Source organism: Microbacterium meiriae (genome assembly GCF_032364335.1).
Lineage (GTDB): Bacteria > Actinomycetota > Actinomycetes > Actinomycetales > Microbacteriaceae > Microbacterium > Microbacterium meiriae.
This window is the reverse complement of sequence record NZ_CP133984.1, coordinates 898910-913886: the sequence shown is the minus strand read 5'-3', so window position 1 is coordinate 913886 and position 14977 is coordinate 898910. Positions and strand designations below refer to the sequence as shown.

Sequence of the window (14977 nt, the reverse complement as noted above, 5' to 3'; positions counted from 1 at the left end):
CGTCCCTCGGCATGACCACCTCGCCCGTCACGGGCGCGAAGACGGGCGACGACACGGCCTTCGCGAACAGCGTCACCGGAGCGATCGACGAGCTGCGCTCGCTGCAGTCCGAGTCCGACACCCTCAAGGTCGCGGCCGTGACCGGGGACCTCGACGACATCCATGCGGCGATGATCGCGTCCTCGCGCGCCGCCGTCACCCTCGAACTCGTCGCCGCCGTCCGCAACAAGGGCGTCGACGCGTTCAACGAGATCATGCGGATGCAGGCCTGATGCCCCCGGCAGTGACCGGGGCGTTCCAGCGGATGCGGCGGGTGGTCGCCGGATTCTCGCTCGCGCAGCGGACCATCGCCATCATCGGCATCGCGGTGCTCGCGCTCGGCATCATCGCGCTGTCCAGCTGGCTCAGCCGCCCCACCTACACCCCGCTGTTCTCGGGATTGAACGCCTCGGACGCGAACGCCGTGGTGGAGCAGCTGCGCTCCGCCTCCGTGCCCTACGAGCTCGCCGACGGCGGCGCCACGGTGCTCGTCCCCGAGAAGGACGTGTACGACCAGCGGCTCGCCGCCGCCTCCGCCGGGCTGCCGAGCGCCGGGTCGGCCGGATACTCGCTGCTGGACGACATGGGTGTCACCACGAGCGAGTTCCAGCAGTCGGTCACCTACAAGCGCGCGATCGAGGGCGAGCTCGCCGCGACGATCTCCGCCATCGACGGCGTCTCCGCCGCGTCGGTGCAGCTCGCCATCCCGGAGGAGAGCGTCTTCGTGTCGGAGACCGTCGATGCGACCGCCTCCGTGTTCGTGGAGACCGCCGGACGCACGACGCTCGACCAGAAGCAGGTCGAGGCCATCGTGCACCTCACCTCGGCGGCCGTCAGCGGCATGAAGCCGGAGAATGTCGCCGTGGTCGATCAGACCGGGCGCACGCTCTCGACCGTGGGCGGCGGGGCCACCGGCGGACTCGATCAGCAGGCGAGCGACTACGAGGCCCGCGTGGCCGCGAGCGTGCAGCAGATGCTCGACACCGTGGTCGGCCCGGGGAATGCGACCGTGACCGTCGTCGCCGAGATCGACCGCTCGGTGAACGAACGCGTCGAGGAGACCTACACCCCGGCCGAGGGCGCTCCCCCGCTCACCGAGGAGGTCCGTGAGCAGAACAGCAACGGATCGACCTCCGAGGCCGGGGTCCTGGGTCCGGACAACATCGCCGTGCCGAACGGGAACGGCGACGGCACCTACACGAACACCGAGGAGACGCGCACCAACGCCGTCAACAAGGCCACGGAGAGCACCTCCACTCCCGCCGGCACCCTGCTGCGGCAGTCCGTGTCGGTCGCCGTGGACGCCGGGGCCGGGGGCGACCTCAGCTCCGCCCAGCTCAGCGACCTCGTGGCCACCGCCGCCGGCATCGACCGCACCCGCGGCGACGAGCTCGCCGTCGAACTCGTCGCCTTCAGCCAGACCGATGCCGAGGCCGCGCAGGCCGCGCTGCAGGCGGCGAAGGAGGCCGAAGAGGGTGCCCGTCAGGCCGCCCTCCTGAACACCGTCATCATCGCGGCCGCCATCGCCATCCCGCTCATCGCCGCGATCGCCGCCCTCATCGTCCGCTCCCGGCGGAAGGCGCGCGGCGTGGAGGAGTTCGACCAGCTCTTCGGCGATCGTCCTGTCGAGCTGTCCGCGCTCTCGGCGGACGCGCCGACGGCCGTGCTGGAGGCGCCGACCACGCCGCTCGCCTTCCTCGAGCCGGTACCCGACCTCGACCCGGATCCCGAGCCCGAGCCCACGCAGATCAGCCTCGAGCGCCGCCGCGCCGAGATCGCCGCGCTCACCCGTCAGGATCCGCAGCGCACCGCGGAGCTGCTGCGCACCCTCATCGACGACAGGTCGCGGGTATGAGCGGACTGACGGATCGGCAGACGGCCGCGATCGTCCTGATGAACCTCGACCGCGCGCAGGCCGTCGAGGTCATGAAGCACCTCTCCGAGGCGGAGGCCGAGGCCGTGGCCGCCGAGATCATCGGGCTGCAGGATCTCGACGCGGAGACCACGGTCCAGGCGCTGGGGCAGTTCCATCGCATCGCCGCGGGGCACCTCCCGCCGGCGCGCGGCGGACGCGACATCGCCGCAGGCCTGCTGGAGGCCTCGTTCGGCTCCGAGCGGGCGGCAGCCGTGCTCGGCCGGGTCGGCTCGACGTCGATGAGCGCGTCGTTCGACTTCCTCGCCTCCGCCGACGCCGCCCACCTCGCCACGCTCCTCGACGGGGAGCTGCCGCAGACCGTCGCCCTGGTGCTCGCCCATCTCCCCGCCGAACAGGCCGCCGCCGTCCTCGCCGCGCTGCCCGATCCGGCGCGGACCGACGTCGCCCAGGCCATCGCCACCATGGGCACCGCCTCGCAGGAGGCCATCGTCATCGTCGCCGACGCCCTCAAGGCCCGGACCGGCAGCCTCGCCTCGCGGGACAGTCCCGAGGTGCTCGGCGGCGTCGAGCCGCTCGTGGAGATCATCGGGCGGTCGGGAGCGACGATCGAGAAGGCGCTGCTGGCCAGCATCGAGGACCGCGACAGCGCCCTCGCCGAGGACATCCGCTCGCGCATGTTCACCTTCGCGGACATCGTCAAGCTCGACGACCGGGACACCCAGCGCGTGCTGCGGGGCATGGACATCCGCTCCCTGGCTCTCGCCCTCAAGGGGGCGCAGCAGCCGATCGTCGACCTCATCCGCCGCAACGTGTCCGAGCGCAACCGCGAGAACCTCGACGAGGAGGCCCGGACGCTGGGCCCGGTGCGCGTCTCCCAGGTCGAGGAGGCGCGGGCCGAGATCGTCCGGACGATCCGTGCCCTGGAGGCCGCGGGAGACATCACCGTGCAGCGGGCGGACGAGGACGAATATGTCTACTGACGCCTTCGCCCCCGCTGCCTTCCCCCGGCTCGGCGGCTCCGACCACCGTACGGAACAGGAGCGCGCCCGCCGCCGCGGGTACGCGGAGGGACACGCCGCGGGCTTCCGGGCGGGCGCGGCCGACGCCGACGCCGCCCGTCGCGTCGCCGAGGCCGAGCTGGCCGAACGGGAGCGCGCCCGCGCCGCGGACGTCGCCGCCGCCGTCGCCGCCCTGCACGCCGCCGCGCGGTCCCTCGCCGCCCGAGAGGCGGAGCTGGAGTCCGCTGCGACGAGCCAGGTGCACTCCCATGCGATCGACCTCGCGGAACTGATCATCGCCGCGGAGCTGAGCGACGCAGGAGCGTCGGCCGCCGCCGCGGCCCGCCGCGCCCTGAGCGCGACCGATGCGGCCGCCGTACGTCGCCTCCGTCTGCACCCGGACGACCTCCGCGTCCTCTCCGCGGAGGCCGGCGACGACATCTCCGGACTCACGCTGGTGCCCGACGAGACCCTCACCCGCGGCGACGCCGTGGCCGTGCTGGAGCACGGTGTCATCGACGCCAGGGTGGGGACCGCCCTCGACCGGGCGCGCCGCGCGGTGGCGGAGGCCGCGCCGTGAGCGCTTGGACGGCGGTGCTCGAGGCGGCGCGTCCGGAACGGATCGGCGAGGTCTCGCAGGTCCGCGGCCTCAGCGTGCAGGTCCGCGGACTCGACGGCGCCGTGGGGGACGTGGTGACGCTCGACGGCATCGACGCCGAGGTCGTCGCGACCGGGGAGGACGGGCTGCGCTGCATGCCGCTCGCCTCGGTCGCCGGGCTCACCGTCGGCGCCCCCGTGCGCGGCCGCGGCGGCCCGGTGAGGGTTCCCACCGGATCGGCGCTGCTCGGCCGGGTCCTGGACGGGCTCGGACGCCCCATCGACGGGAAGGGTCCGCTCGCGGCGCCGCACGTGAGCCTGGATCACGACACCCCCTCGATCATGGAGCGCGACCGCATCGACACCGCGCTCCCCCTCGGCGTGCGCGCCCTCGACACCCTCGTCAGCGTCGGCCGCGGACAGCGCGTCGGCCTGTTCGCGGGGTCAGGGGTCGGGAAGTCGTCGCTGCTGTCGATGATCGCCCGCGGCACCGCGGCCGAGGTCACCGTGATCGCCCTCGTCGGCGAGCGCGGTCGCGAGGTGCGGGAGTTCATCGAGGACGATCTGGGGCCGGAGGGACTCGCCCGCTCCGTCGTCATCGTCTCGACCTCGGACCAGCCGGCCATGGCCCGCATCCGTGCCGCGTTCACCGCCACCCGGATCGCGGAAGCCTTCCGTGACGAGGGCGCCCACGCGATCCTCATGATGGACTCGCTGACCCGGGTCGCGATGGCCCAGCGCGAGATCGGGCTCTCCGCGGGTGAGCCGCCGGCCACCCGCGGCTACCCGCCGTCCACCTTCTCCCTCCTCGCCGGGTTGCTGGAGCGCGCCGGCACCGACCGCGCCGGGTCCATCACCGGCATCTACACCGTGCTCGTCGACGGCGACGATCACAACGAGCCCATCGCCGACACGGTCCGCTCCATCCTCGACGGCCACGTCGTGCTGGATCGCGCGCTCGCCCTCGCCGGCCACCACCCCGCGATCGACGTCCTCGGGTCCGTGTCCCGCGTGGCCGGCAAGATCACGAGTCCGGAGCGCCGTGCACAGGCGGCCACCCTCCGCGCCGTGCTCGCGGCCCGACGCCGGGCGAACGACCTCATCGACATCGGCGCCTACCACGCCGGTGCCGATGCCCGCATCGACGCGGCGATCGCACACGAGCGCGCCATCTCGGCCTTCCTCACCCAGCCGCTCGACGAGACGAGCGCGATCGAGGAGTCCTGGGCGCGGCTGGACGGCCTCGTCTCCGCCTTCGAGGGGGTGTCATGAGCAGAGGGTTCTCTCTCGCCGGTCTCCTGCGCGTGCGGGAGATCCAGGAGCGCGCCGCCGCGCAGCGCCTCTCGCGCGCGGTCATCGACGCGCAGCACACCGAGGCCAGGGACCGGGCCCTGCGCGCACACCTGGCCGGTACCGACACGGAGGCCGTCGACGTGCGCACCCTCGCTGCGCTCGCCGCGGCCCGGGTCTCCGGGCGGGCGCTGCTCGCCGACCTCACCGCGCTGGCCGACCTCCAGCAGGAGACGGTCGCGGAGGCGCGGTCCGCGCACGCGGACGCCCGGCGCACGCTCCGCGGCCTCGAACGACTCGCGGACAACCACGCGGTAGCCATGCGGACGGCCGACCTGCACGCCGAGCAGGCGGAGCTCGACGAGATCGCCGCGCGCTCGCGGACGGAGGAGACGGCATGACCGCGCTCGACCTCCTCACCGCCCTGGATGCCCGCCCCGTGCGTCCCTCCGCCCCAGCCGCACGCACCGGCTCACCCGGTGCGACCGCGTTCGCCGAGGCTGTGCGCGATGCGGTGCGGGAGACGGCATCCCCCGGTCCCGGTGCGACCGACGACCCCGGCAGCGCCGCGGAGACCACGACCGAGGCCGAGCCTGCGGCCACCGTTCCGGTCGAGGGCGCAGCGACCGTCTCACCGCTGCTCCCCGCCCCGCCGACGCCCGCGGGTGCCGGCGCGCCACTCGTGCCAGCCCTCTCCGCCGAATCGGACGCACCTCCGGCGACGACGGAGACACCCACGGCGGTCTCGCCCCCGCCCCTCCCGTCCGCCGCCGGGCAGGACGCCCTCCTCGTACCCGGCGAGGGCACGGCCGGCGCCGCGGCGACGCCCGCCTCCGGGGAGACCGTGGGTACCCCCTCCTCCGCCTCGCCGTCCGACGCCGGGGACGCCGTGGCGGTCCCGCTCCTCCCGACGTCGGCGCCGCCGGTCGCACCGTCTCCGGACCCGGCGACCGTCCGACCGGGCCTGCGGCCCCCCACCCCGGGTCGAGACACCGGAGAAGTCGCGCCCCCCGGCACCGCCGTCGGGAACGGGACGGCCACCGGAACCGACCTCTCCCTGCCCCGAGTCTCCGCAGCCGCGCCGGCTCGCACGTCGACCGTGCCCTCGACCTCCGCTGCAGAGGCGACGACCGCCGACGACGCGGTCCCGGTACCGGCGGCACCCTCGATCCCCGCATCGGTCGCCCCGCCGGCCGCGGCCCCGCCGAGCGTCGATCCCGTGGCCGCGGGGTCCGCTGCCGCCCCGAGCCCGGTCGTCGCCACCGCTCTCGCCCCCGCGGCACCGCCGAGCGCGGTCGCCGCGCCGGCCCGCCCGGCTCTCCTCCCGCAGGTGGCGGCCCCCGTGGTGTCCCTCGCCCAGGCCCCGGACGGAGATCACCGGATCACGCTGACCGTCTCGCCGGAGAACCTCGGCCCCGTGACCGTGCGCGCCCTCATCGCCGGGTCCACGATCCGCATCGAGCTGCACGCCCCCGGCGAGCTCGGGCGGGACGCGCTGCGCGCCATCCTCGGCGACCTCCGCCGTGATCTCGCGATCGCCGCTCCGCAGGCGACCCTCAGCCTCACCACGTCGGACGGCTCGCCCTCCTCGCCGCAGCACGGAGGGACGGGCGGTCAGACCGGGAACGGCGGCGCCGATGCCCAACGGCACCAGGCGACCGCGCGCGCCTCCGCCGTCCCGCCGACGCCGGCAGAAGTTCCACCCCCGCCCCCTCCCGCACCGCCCGTCGCTCCGCTCGGCGGCATCGACGTCTACGCCTGACCAGAGAGGACTCCATGACCACGGTCGACTCCATCACCGGCACCCTCCCGCCGGGTGCCACGCCGACGTCCGGTGTGCAGACCGGCAGCACGACCCCGGCGACCGAGCGCAAGAAGACGCTCGACTCCGAGGTGTTCCTCAAGCTGCTCGTGACCCAGCTCACCAACCAGGACCCGAGCTCCCCCATGAACACGAACGAGATGATCTCGCAGACCACGCAGCTCGCCTCCATGGAGCAGCTGACGGCGCTCGCCTCGACGAGCACCGAGAGCTTCGCGCTCAGCATGCGGCAGACCGCCGCCGCCCTCCTCGGGCAGGAGGCGCAGTACGTCGACGCCGACGGTGTCACCCAGAAGGGCATCGTCACCGCGGTCTCCTATGCGGGAGCCATCCCCACCGTGACCATCGGAGAGAAGTCGATCCCCCTCGACGCCGTCTCCGGCGTTTCCCTCGTCCCCGGCACCGCTGCCTGACCCCGCTCCCCAGAAAGGCATCACCATGCTCCGTTCCCTCTTCTCCGGAATCTCCGGACTCCGCTCGCACCAGACCATGCTCGACGTCACGGGCAACAACATCGCCAACGTCAACACGACCGGCTTCAAGGCCTCGTCCGTGCAGTTCCAGGACTCCCTCTCGCAGCTGCTGCGCAACTCGATGCTGCCGCAGCAGGCGACGGGCGGACAGAACCCGGCCCAGGTCGGGCTCGGCGTGCAGGTCGCCGGCATCAGCACCAACTTCGCCGGCGGCGCCCCGCAGCCGACCGGCGTTCCCACCGACCTGATGATCTCGGGCGACGGGTTCTTCGTCGTCCGCTCCGGTGGCGAGACGCTGTACACCCGCAACGGCGGCTTCACCTTCGACGCGAGCGGCCGTCTGGTCGGCGCCGGCGGCGCGCTCGTCCAGGGGTGGACGGCGCGCAACGGCGCGATCGTCCCCGGCCAGGGCATCGGCGACATCACCCTCCCGGTCGGCGCCCTCAGCCCGGCCGCGGCCACCACCACCGCACGGGCCACGGGCAACCTGCCCTCCGGCGCCCCGGTCGGCGAGACGCTCGTGCGCGACATCAAGACGTACGGCGCCGACGGCTCCGCCTTGACCCTGCGACTGACCTTCACGCGCAGCGCGACCGGGTGGGATGTCACGGACGGCGCGGGCGCGAGCACCGCGCTGACCTTCACCAACGGCGTGCAGAACGGCGCCGGCAGCATCGTGTCCGGCGGCGTCACCGTCGACCTGTCCGGGGTGACCGGTTTCGCCGACGTCAGCGACATCGCCATCAAGGAGCAGAACGGCAAGCCGGCCGGCACGCTGAGCTCCTACGCCCTGACGAACGACGGCAGCCTCGTCGGCACGTTCAGCAACGGCGACACCCAGGTGCTGGCCCGCATCGCGCTCGCCGGCTTCGTCAACCCCGGGGGTCTGGAGAAGGTCGGCTCGTCGCAGTTCCGTCCGAGCGGCAACTCGGGTCAGGCCGAGCTCGGACAGCCCGGCACCGGCGGCCTCGGCGGCATCATCAGCGGTGCTCTGGAGATGTCGAACGTCGACCTCTCCCAGGAGTTCACGAACCTCATCGTCGCGCAGCGCGGTTTCCAGGCGAACGCCCGCATCATCACCACCAGCGACGAGGTCCTCCAGGAGCTCACCAACCTCAAGCGCTGATCCGTCCCGAGACCCCGCTTTCGCGCCGAGGCCCCGCCGTATTCACGTGGATACGGCGGGGCCTCGGCGACAACACGGGGTTTCGGGCGCGTCAGACGTAGATGCCGCGCTGCTCCATGAAGCGCACCGGGTTCGTGTACCCGCCGTTGATGTAGACCTCGAAGTGGAGGTGGCATCCGAACGATCGCCCGGTGTCACCGGCATAGGCGATGACCTGGCCGGAGCGCACCCACTGTCCGCTGCGCACGTTGATGCCGCCCGGCTTGATGTGGGCGTATCCCGTGCTGATGCCGCCGCCGTGCTGGATGCGGATGTAGTTGCCGTAGTTCCCGTTCGGTCCGGCATAGTCGACCGTGCCGGAGTTCGCGGCGTAGATCGCGGCGCCGCAGCCGTTGGCGAGGTCCGCACCGTAGTGGAAACTCGACGAGCAGCCCTGAGGACCGCAGATGGGGGTGCGCGGGCCGTAGCTCGAGCTGCGCGCGCCGCCGTGCGGGCGGACCCAGCCACCGTTGCCCGCGGAGCCGCCGCCACCACCGCCGCCGCCACCGCCACCACCGCCACTGGTCCCCCGAGCGGCAGCTGCCGCCGCCGCGGCCGCCGCAGCAGCCTCGCGCTTGCGGCGGGCTTCCTCTTCCCGCCGCCGCGCCTCGACGCCCGCCTGGTATCCCGCGACCGTCTTGGTCGTGGTGTCCTTGAGGGCGGCCAGCTGCGCCTTGAGGGTCTCGAGGTTCGCCGCCTGCTCGTCGAGTGCGGCCTGCGCGGCGTCCGCGGCCTGCTGCGCCGCGACCATCTTCTGCTCGGCGACCTGCTGCAGGCGGTCGCGCTCGTCCCGGGCGACGTCGGCCTGCGCCGTCAGCGCCTGGGCGGTGTCGCGCGCCGAGACGGCGTTGTCGTAGGTGGTCTGGTTGTACTCGAGGAACTTGTTCATCGTGCCGAGGCGCGACAGGAGTTCGTCGGCGTTGGCGCCTGACCCTGCGAAGAACAGCTCCAGAGCGGTGTCGTCCCCGCCGCTGCGGTACAGCTGGGCGGCGACCTGACCGGCTTTCTTCGCCGTCTCCTCCGCGAGCGCCGACTGCTCGTCGGCCTGAGCCTGCAGGGTCTCCGCCTCCGTGATGGCCGCGAAGTACGCCTGCTGGGCCTCGTAGAACTCGTCCGACGCGACCTGCGCCGCCGCCTGGGTCTCGGCGACCTTGCGCTCGAGGGACTGGATCAACCCCTGGATCCGGGTGACCTCACCGGCCTTGGCCGCCTCGTTGTTCTTCGCCCGCTGGACGTCGTCCCAGCTCGGGTAGGACGCCGCGTGCGCGGCGGTGACGCCGGACCCGACGCCGAAGGCGGCGAGCGCGACCACGCCCAGCGCCCCGATCCCGAAGGCGCTGCGGCGGCTGACCGGCTGGCGCCACAGCGCGCCCCGCTCGGCCGCCGTCGGCGCGCAGCCGCATTCTTCGGCCGCCGTCGCCGCGGCCTTCTCCACGTTCCGATCCCGCACAAGGCTCCCTTCGCCCGCTGCTCATCGTCCCCCGCCCCTGATCCCTATCGGCGACGACGCGCCCGTCGTGAGGAAGATCCCCGTCCGCTCGGGCACCGGCGCTAACGACGCGCAGCGCCCGGCCGACAGTCCCCTCCGACAGCCCAGGACGGGCCGTCGGTTCCCCGCTTCCGGGCGGGGCGAGCTTTTCCAGGATGGAGCCCATGATCGTCCTCACGCGCCTGAACCGTTCCCGGTTCGCGGTGAACCCCGACCTGATCGAACGTGTCCAGGCCACGCCGGACACGACGATCACGATGGTCGACGGCGCGACCTTCGTCGTCACGGAGACGATGGACGACGTGATCGCCCGCATCACCCGGTTCCGCGCCGGTGTCCTCGCGACCGCCGCCGCGCTGGTCGCGGCCGGCACCGAGGACCCCCTGCCCGGCGCTGACGTGACGGGAGGGGACGCCTGATGGATCCGTCTCTCATCCTCGGGCTCGTCCTCGCGTTCGGCGCCCTGATCGCCATGATCAACCTGGAGGGCGCGACGGTCGGGTCGCTCCTGCTCCCGGCTCCCATGGTGCTCGTCTTCGGCGCCACGATCGCGGTCGGGCTCGCCAGCGGCACGCTGCGCGACGCCCTGCACGCCGTGAAGTCCCTCCCCCGCGCCTTCCGCGGCGAGCGGCGCACCGCGCAGAGCACGATCGACACCGTGGTCGGCTACGCGGAGAAGGCCCGCTCCGAGGGCCTGCTCGCGCTGGAGCAGGGTCTGGACGAGGAGAAGGACCCGTTCCTGCGGCAGGCCCTGCAGAGCATCGCCGACGGCACGGACGCGGAGGACCTGCGGGTGCTCCTCGAGGACGAGCTCACGTCCACCGCCGCCCGGAACCGCACCGCCTCGCGCTTCTACATGACCCTCGGCGGGTTCGCTCCCACGGTGGGCATCATCGGCACGGTGGTCAGCCTCACCCACGTGCTGGAGAAGCTCGACAAGCCGGACACGCTCGGCCCGATGATCGCCGCGGCCTTCGTCGCCACGCTATGGGGCCTGCTGTCGGCGAACTTCATCTGGCTGCCGATCGGCGGCCGGCTGCAGCGCCTCGGCGAGCTGGAGCTCGAACGCATGACGGTGCTGATGGAGGGCATGCTCGCCGTGCAGGCCGGTGCCGCCCCCGCCCACGTCCGCGAACGTCTGAGCGCGCTCGTCTCCGACCGGTCCCCCGGCCGCTCCCGCCGCCGCGAGCAGCCCGCGGAGACGGAGGCGCACGAGGACCTCTTCTCATGAGCGTGCGCACCCGACGCCGTGTCCAGGAGTCCGAGCACAGCGGACCGGACGAACGCTGGATGGCGTCCTACCTGGACATGGTGACGGTGCTCATGTGCATGTTCATCGTGCTGTTCGCGATGTCGACGGTCGATCAGGAGAAGTTCGAGGCCCTCAGCGCCTCGCTCGCGACGGGTTTCGGCCAGGAGCCCTCGGACGACGTCGACGTGACCAGCGGCGTGGTCGTGCCTCCGGAGCTGATCGACGACGAGGGCCAGGACTTCGCCGACACGGGCCTGGAGGCCGCGGAGCGCGAGTTCGACGAGCTGTCCGCCCTGCGCGAGCGGCTGCGTCAGGTCCTCGCGGAGCGGGGACTGGAGACCGACGTCACCTTCACGATCGATGAGCGCGGGCTGACCATCGGATTGGTGAGCGCGGAGACCTTCTTCACCACCAACAGCACGGATCTCAGTCCGGCCGCGACGCAGGTGCTGGACGCTCTGGGTTCGGTCCTCGTCTCCGCGCCGAACGAGATCTCGGTGGAGGGGCACGCCGACGCCCGCGGCTCGGTCGCACCCTTCCCGACCAACTGGGAGCTCTCGGCCGGACGCTCGACCCAGGTGCTGCGCTATCTCGTGGAGGCAGCCGGCCTGCCCCCCGCACACCTCAAATCCGTGGGCTTCGGCGACACCCGTCCGGTGGCCGCCGGGAGCACCCCCGAGCAGCTCGCCGAGAACCGCCGCGTGGACATCGTCATCCTCTCCGACGCCAGCGAGGAGGTGCGAGCGCTGATCCCTGCCGCGGGCGCTGCGCAGACCTCCCCCTGACCTGCCCCTAACGCACGCCGATCACCGCCCGATAGTCGGGTTCGTGGTGATGGATGACGGCGTGCGCTCGCGAGTGCGCGCGGAAACGGCGACCGCCGACGTCGAGGTCTACGACTTCGGCCGGGCGGCGACGCTGTCGCGCGAGCACGCCCGCACCCTGGAGCTCGCCTTCGAGACGTTCGCCCGGCAATGGTCGGCCCAGCTCTCGGGCAAGATCCACGTGCGCGCGACCATCGCCGTCGAGCACGTGGGCATGCTCACGTACGGCGAGTACGCGCAGTCGCTGCCCACGACCACGACCATGATCGTGTGCGCGCTGCCGGATTCCGACGAGCGCCTGATCGTGCAGGTGCCGATCCCGACCGCGACCTCCTGGATCGTGCAGATGGTCGGCGGCCGGGTCACCGCCACCGCCGAGGACCGCACGTTCACCCCGATCGAGCAGGCGCTGATCCGGTCGTTGATCGGCGACGCGATCGATCACCTCACCGGCAGCCTCGACGGACTGCTGCCCACCGGGGTCGCCGTCGCCGGCATCCAGTACAGCTCCCAGTTCGCTCAGGTCGCCGCCGCCGGGGAGCCGGTGATCGTGGCGCGTCTGTCGATGCGCCACGGCGGCCGGACCGTCCCCGCCAGCATCATGCTCCCCGCCTCGGTGCTCGCCGGCTTCGCGGTGCGCGCCTCCGACGCCGACCGCTCCGAGACCCCCGGTCTCGTGCGCCGCCAGGTGGAATCGACTCCGGTCGAGATCGCGCTCCGGCTGGCACCGCGGACCGTGCTGCCCCGTGAGGTGCTCGACCTCGCCGTCGGGGATCTGCTGCCCCTGCCGCATGCCGCCGACCGTCCGATGCTCCTCACCGTCGGCGATCAGACCGTCGCGACGGCGGCCGTCGGCAGTGCCGGTGCCCGCCTCGCCTGCGTCGTGACCGCCACCGTCCCCGAAACCGCCCCCGCTCAGGAGTCCGCGTGATCAGCACCACCGCCTACGAGTCCGCCGTCGCCGCCGCGTTCGCGGCGCGACTGCCCACCGCCGCACCGGTCACCGCCCGCGCCTCCCAGGCGTCCGGGGATACCGGGGAGGCCGTCGTGGCGCAGTTCGTCGGAGAGGCGAGCGCGCAGCTCGCCGTGCAGCTCCTCGACGCCGACGTGCTGGTCGACGGCCTCGGGGACCGTCCGCTCACGGACCGGCTCCTGGATGCGCTCGAGGCCGCCGCGACCGCCCTCGGCCCTGGGCTGCTGGGCGAGGCGGCGGTCGGCGACGCCTCGGCCGTCTTCGCCGACCCGCAGACCCAGCTCTTCGACCTCGTGGACCACACCGAGCGGACCATCGGCCGACTCGCGGTGCGGATCACGCATCGCCCGGCGCGTCCGACGGGAGCCGACGGCCGCCTGCACCGCATCGCGGGCGTCGAGATGGAGCTCACGGTGGAGATCGGCCGCACCCGCATGGCGGTCCGCGACGTGCTCGACCTCGAGCCGGGTCGCATCGTGGAGCTCGACCGCTCCGCGGGAGCCCCGGCGGACGTCAAGCTCAACGGACGCACGATCGCACACGGCGAGGTCGTCGTCGTGGATCAGGACTACGCGGTGCGGATCACCCGCATCCTCGAGAACGTCGAGGCCTGACCCTGGACGACCTCCTGCTCGCGCTGCGGGTCGGGCTGTCGCTCGCCGCAGTGCTCGGGCTGCTCTGGTTCCTGCAGCGCCGGGTGTCGAAGACCCAGGCGCGGCGCCGTGACGCGGAGGCGATCACGGTGCTCGGACGCCAGGGCATCGGCCCGAAGGCGCAGCTCGTGGTCGTGCAGACCGACGACGCGCGCTACGTGCTCGGGGTCACCGAGCACGGCGTGAGCGTGGTCGACCGTCTCCCCGTCCGACCCGAGCTCCGGGACACCTCGGAGACGACATCCGCGTCCGAGCGCGATCCGGTGAGCGACGACGCCGAGTTCGACCGCATCCTCGCCGCGGCCGCCCTCACCGGCAACCCGGCAGCGGGCACCGCCGCACCGGAGCTCCGTCGCCGCGTACGGCACCGCAACGACCCGCTCCGCGGTTCCATCCTCTCCCCCGATACCTGGCGGCAGACCGCCGAGGCCCTCCGGCGCGCCCGATGAGCGCGAGCCGTGCCGTCGATCGCGCTCGCGCCTCGCGGCTCCTCGTCGTCGTCGCGGGCGCGATCCTCCTGGCCCTGGTCCTCGTCGTCGTCACCGGCGGCGCCGCGCACGCCGAGATCACCCCGGACGACGGGGAGGGCGTGACGATCGACATCAACGGGATCGACGGCGGGCCGTCCGGATCGATCCTCACCCTCCTGGGGATCACGCTGCTGTCGGTGGCTCCCGCACTGCTTTTGATGATGACGTCGTTCACGAAGATCTTCGTGGTGCTCGCCATGACCAGGAACGCGCTGTCCCTCCCCACCATCCCGCCGAACCAGGTGCTGGCCGGGCTGTCGCTCTTCCTGTCGCTGTTCATCATGTGGCCGGTCCTGACCGAGATCAACACGCTGGCCGTCCAGCCGTACATCGACGGCGCGCTCACGTTCACACAGGCCGTCGACGTCGGGCAGGGCCCGCTGCGGGAGTGGATGCTGCACTACACGCGCGAGGAGGACCTCGCGCTGATGACCCGTATGGCCGCGCAGGACAACCCGGAGGACCCCGCGAGCGTGCCGATGTACACGCTCATCCCCGCGTTCATGATCTCGGAGCTCCGGGCCGCGTTCATCATCGGCTTCGTGATCTTTGTGCCGTTCCTCGTGATCGACCTCGTGGTGGCCGCGGCGCTGATGTCGATGGGCATGATGATGCTCCCGCCGGTCATGATCTCGCTGCCGTTCAAGATCCTGCTGTTCATCCTCGTCGACGGCTGGGGGCTCATCATCAAAGCCCTCCTGGAGAGCTACGGAGGTGTGGGATGAGCCCCGAGGCCGTCCTCGACATCGGCGCCCAGGGGCTGCTGATCGCGGCCAAGCTCGCCGCACCGATGCTGATCACGGCGCTCGTGGTGGGCTTCGCGATCTCGCTGCTGCAGTCCATCACCCAGGTGCAGGAGGTGACGCTGTCGTTCGTGCCGAAGATCGTCGCCGTCGGCATCGCCCTGCTCATCGCCGGGAACTGGATGATCGCCGAGATCATCGCCTTCACGAACGAGATGTTCGCCCGCATCCCGTCTCTGCTGAGCGGATGAGC

The 14977-nt window shown here is 72.5% G+C and carries 18 protein-coding genes; 17 read left to right on the top strand and 1 reads right to left on the bottom strand.

From position 1 onward, the window contains the following. Positions 1 to 11: 11 nt before the first annotated feature. From fliE to RI211_RS04340, 9 genes are read left to right on the top strand one after another with little or no spacing between them, the layout of a single operon-like run. Positions 12 to 272 carry a flagellar hook-basal body complex protein FliE gene (fliE, locus tag RI211_RS04380; RefSeq protein WP_051582258.1) on the top strand — a complete coding sequence of 87 codons (261 nt, stop codon included), beginning with the start codon at positions 12 to 14 and terminating at the stop codon, positions 270 to 272. Beyond that, positions 272 to 1894: a flagellar basal-body MS-ring/collar protein FliF gene (fliF, locus tag RI211_RS04375; protein WP_259955193.1), complete on the top strand. Its 1623-nt coding sequence runs from the start codon at positions 272 to 274 to the stop codon at positions 1892 to 1894. Before fliE ends, fliF begins: the two co-directional genes overlap by 1 nt. Further along, positions 1891 to 2895, top strand: coding sequence for a flagellar motor switch protein FliG (fliG, locus tag RI211_RS04370; RefSeq protein WP_187663408.1), 1005 nt, complete (start codon positions 1891 to 1893; stop codon positions 2893 to 2895). Before fliF ends, fliG begins: the two co-directional genes overlap by 4 nt. Continuing rightward, positions 2885 to 3493 carry a FliH/SctL family protein gene (locus RI211_RS04365; protein WP_187663407.1) on the top strand — a complete coding sequence of 203 codons (609 nt, stop codon included), beginning with the start codon at positions 2885 to 2887 and terminating at the stop codon, positions 3491 to 3493. Before fliG ends, RI211_RS04365 begins: the two co-directional genes overlap by 11 nt. After that, positions 3490 to 4782, top strand: coding sequence for a FliI/YscN family ATPase (locus RI211_RS04360; RefSeq protein WP_315637378.1), 1293 nt, complete (start codon positions 3490 to 3492; stop codon positions 4780 to 4782). Before RI211_RS04365 ends, RI211_RS04360 begins: the two co-directional genes overlap by 4 nt. After that, positions 4779 to 5201 (top strand): hypothetical protein, encoded by a 423-nt coding sequence (locus tag RI211_RS04355; protein ID WP_187663405.1) that lies wholly within the window; start codon positions 4779 to 4781, stop codon positions 5199 to 5201. Before RI211_RS04360 ends, RI211_RS04355 begins: the two co-directional genes overlap by 4 nt. Then, positions 5198 to 6562: a flagellar hook-length control protein FliK gene (locus RI211_RS04350; protein WP_315637377.1), complete on the top strand. Its 1365-nt coding sequence runs from the start codon at positions 5198 to 5200 to the stop codon at positions 6560 to 6562. Before RI211_RS04355 ends, RI211_RS04350 begins: the two co-directional genes overlap by 4 nt. A 14-nt stretch (positions 6563 to 6576) precedes the next feature. After that, on the top strand, positions 6577 to 7035 hold the full coding sequence (locus RI211_RS04345) for a flagellar hook assembly protein FlgD (protein WP_136050650.1): 459 nt from the start codon (positions 6577 to 6579) through the stop codon (positions 7033 to 7035). A 25-nt stretch (positions 7036 to 7060) separates the two neighbouring features. Beyond that, positions 7061 to 8221, top strand: coding sequence for a flagellar hook protein FlgE (locus RI211_RS04340; protein WP_292794345.1), 1161 nt, complete (start codon positions 7061 to 7063; stop codon positions 8219 to 8221). A 91-nt stretch (positions 8222 to 8312) separates the two neighbouring features. Here RI211_RS04340 and RI211_RS04335 read toward each other — a convergent pair whose 3' ends face one another. Continuing rightward, positions 8313 to 9695 (bottom strand): M23 family metallopeptidase, encoded by a 1383-nt coding sequence (locus tag RI211_RS04335; RefSeq protein WP_315637376.1) that lies wholly within the window; start codon positions 9693 to 9695, stop codon positions 8313 to 8315. A gap of 218 nt (positions 9696 to 9913) precedes the next feature. On the opposite strand from RI211_RS04335, the gene RI211_RS04330 reads away from it, so the two are divergent. From RI211_RS04330 to fliQ, 8 genes are read left to right on the top strand one after another with little or no spacing between them, the layout of a single operon-like run. Continuing rightward, the gene (locus RI211_RS04330) at positions 9914 to 10168 is read left to right on the top strand and encodes a flagellar FlbD family protein (RefSeq protein WP_187663401.1); all 255 of its coding nucleotides are present in this window, start codon (positions 9914 to 9916) and stop codon (positions 10166 to 10168) included. Then, entirely contained in the window at positions 10168 to 10980 is an 813-nt protein-coding gene (locus RI211_RS04325) for a motility protein A (protein WP_071327503.1), read from the top strand. Before RI211_RS04330 ends, RI211_RS04325 begins: the two co-directional genes overlap by 1 nt. Further along, on the top strand, positions 10977 to 11786 hold the full coding sequence (locus RI211_RS04320; RefSeq protein ID WP_187663400.1) for an OmpA/MotB family protein: 810 nt from the start codon (positions 10977 to 10979) through the stop codon (positions 11784 to 11786). Before RI211_RS04325 ends, RI211_RS04320 begins: the two co-directional genes overlap by 4 nt. Positions 11787 to 11835: 49 nt before the next feature. Next, positions 11836 to 12756, top strand: coding sequence for a flagellar motor switch protein FliM (locus RI211_RS04315; protein WP_232089266.1), 921 nt, complete (start codon positions 11836 to 11838; stop codon positions 12754 to 12756). Further along, on the top strand, positions 12753 to 13412 hold the full coding sequence (fliN, locus tag RI211_RS04310) for a flagellar motor switch protein FliN (protein WP_187663398.1): 660 nt from the start codon (positions 12753 to 12755) through the stop codon (positions 13410 to 13412). The genes RI211_RS04315 and fliN overlap by 4 nt, the downstream gene beginning before the upstream one ends. Before the next feature lie 50 nt (positions 13413 to 13462). Continuing rightward, positions 13463 to 13900: a FliO/MopB family protein gene (locus RI211_RS04305; RefSeq protein ID WP_232089187.1), complete on the top strand. Its 438-nt coding sequence runs from the start codon at positions 13463 to 13465 to the stop codon at positions 13898 to 13900. After that, a complete protein-coding gene (fliP, locus tag RI211_RS04300) occupies positions 13897 to 14706 on the top strand; it encodes a flagellar type III secretion system pore protein FliP (protein WP_187663397.1) in 810 nt (269 codons plus the stop codon). Before RI211_RS04305 ends, fliP begins: the two co-directional genes overlap by 4 nt. After that, positions 14703 to 14975: a flagellar biosynthesis protein FliQ gene (fliQ, locus tag RI211_RS04295; RefSeq protein ID WP_025104366.1), complete on the top strand. Its 273-nt coding sequence runs from the start codon at positions 14703 to 14705 to the stop codon at positions 14973 to 14975. The genes fliP and fliQ overlap by 4 nt, the downstream gene beginning before the upstream one ends. Positions 14976 to 14977 lie beyond the last annotated feature (2 nt).

What these genes read in the sequence shown, in the direction of transcription:
- RI211_RS04350 (WP_315637377.1), top strand. Translation starts at nt 5,198, where the DNA reads ATGACCGCGCTCGACCTCCTCACCGCCCTGGATGCCCGCCCCGTGCGT.
- RI211_RS04365 (WP_187663407.1), top strand. Translation starts at nt 2,885, where the DNA reads ATGTCTACTGACGCCTTCGCCCCCGCTGCCTTCCCCCGGCTCGGCGGC.
- fliE (WP_051582258.1), top strand. Translation starts at nt 12, where the DNA reads ATGACCACCTCGCCCGTCACGGGCGCGAAGACGGGCGACGACACGGCC.
- RI211_RS04355 (WP_187663405.1), top strand. Translation starts at nt 4,779, where the DNA reads ATGAGCAGAGGGTTCTCTCTCGCCGGTCTCCTGCGCGTGCGGGAGATC.
- RI211_RS04340 (WP_292794345.1), top strand. Translation starts at nt 7,061, where the DNA reads ATGCTCCGTTCCCTCTTCTCCGGAATCTCCGGACTCCGCTCGCACCAG.
- RI211_RS04320 (WP_187663400.1), top strand. Translation starts at nt 10,977, where the DNA reads ATGAGCGTGCGCACCCGACGCCGTGTCCAGGAGTCCGAGCACAGCGGA.
- RI211_RS04315 (WP_232089266.1), top strand. Translation starts at nt 11,836, where the DNA reads ATGGATGACGGCGTGCGCTCGCGAGTGCGCGCGGAAACGGCGACCGCC.
- fliG (WP_187663408.1), top strand. Translation starts at nt 1,891, where the DNA reads ATGAGCGGACTGACGGATCGGCAGACGGCCGCGATCGTCCTGATGAAC.
- fliQ (WP_025104366.1), top strand. Translation starts at nt 14,703, where the DNA reads ATGAGCCCCGAGGCCGTCCTCGACATCGGCGCCCAGGGGCTGCTGATC.
- fliF (WP_259955193.1), top strand. Translation starts at nt 272, where the DNA reads ATGCCCCCGGCAGTGACCGGGGCGTTCCAGCGGATGCGGCGGGTGGTC.
- RI211_RS04330 (WP_187663401.1), top strand. Translation starts at nt 9,914, where the DNA reads ATGATCGTCCTCACGCGCCTGAACCGTTCCCGGTTCGCGGTGAACCCC.
- fliP (WP_187663397.1), top strand. Translation starts at nt 13,897, where the DNA reads ATGAGCGCGAGCCGTGCCGTCGATCGCGCTCGCGCCTCGCGGCTCCTC.
- RI211_RS04325 (WP_071327503.1), top strand. Translation starts at nt 10,168, where the DNA reads ATGGATCCGTCTCTCATCCTCGGGCTCGTCCTCGCGTTCGGCGCCCTG.
- RI211_RS04345 (WP_136050650.1), top strand. Translation starts at nt 6,577, where the DNA reads ATGACCACGGTCGACTCCATCACCGGCACCCTCCCGCCGGGTGCCACG.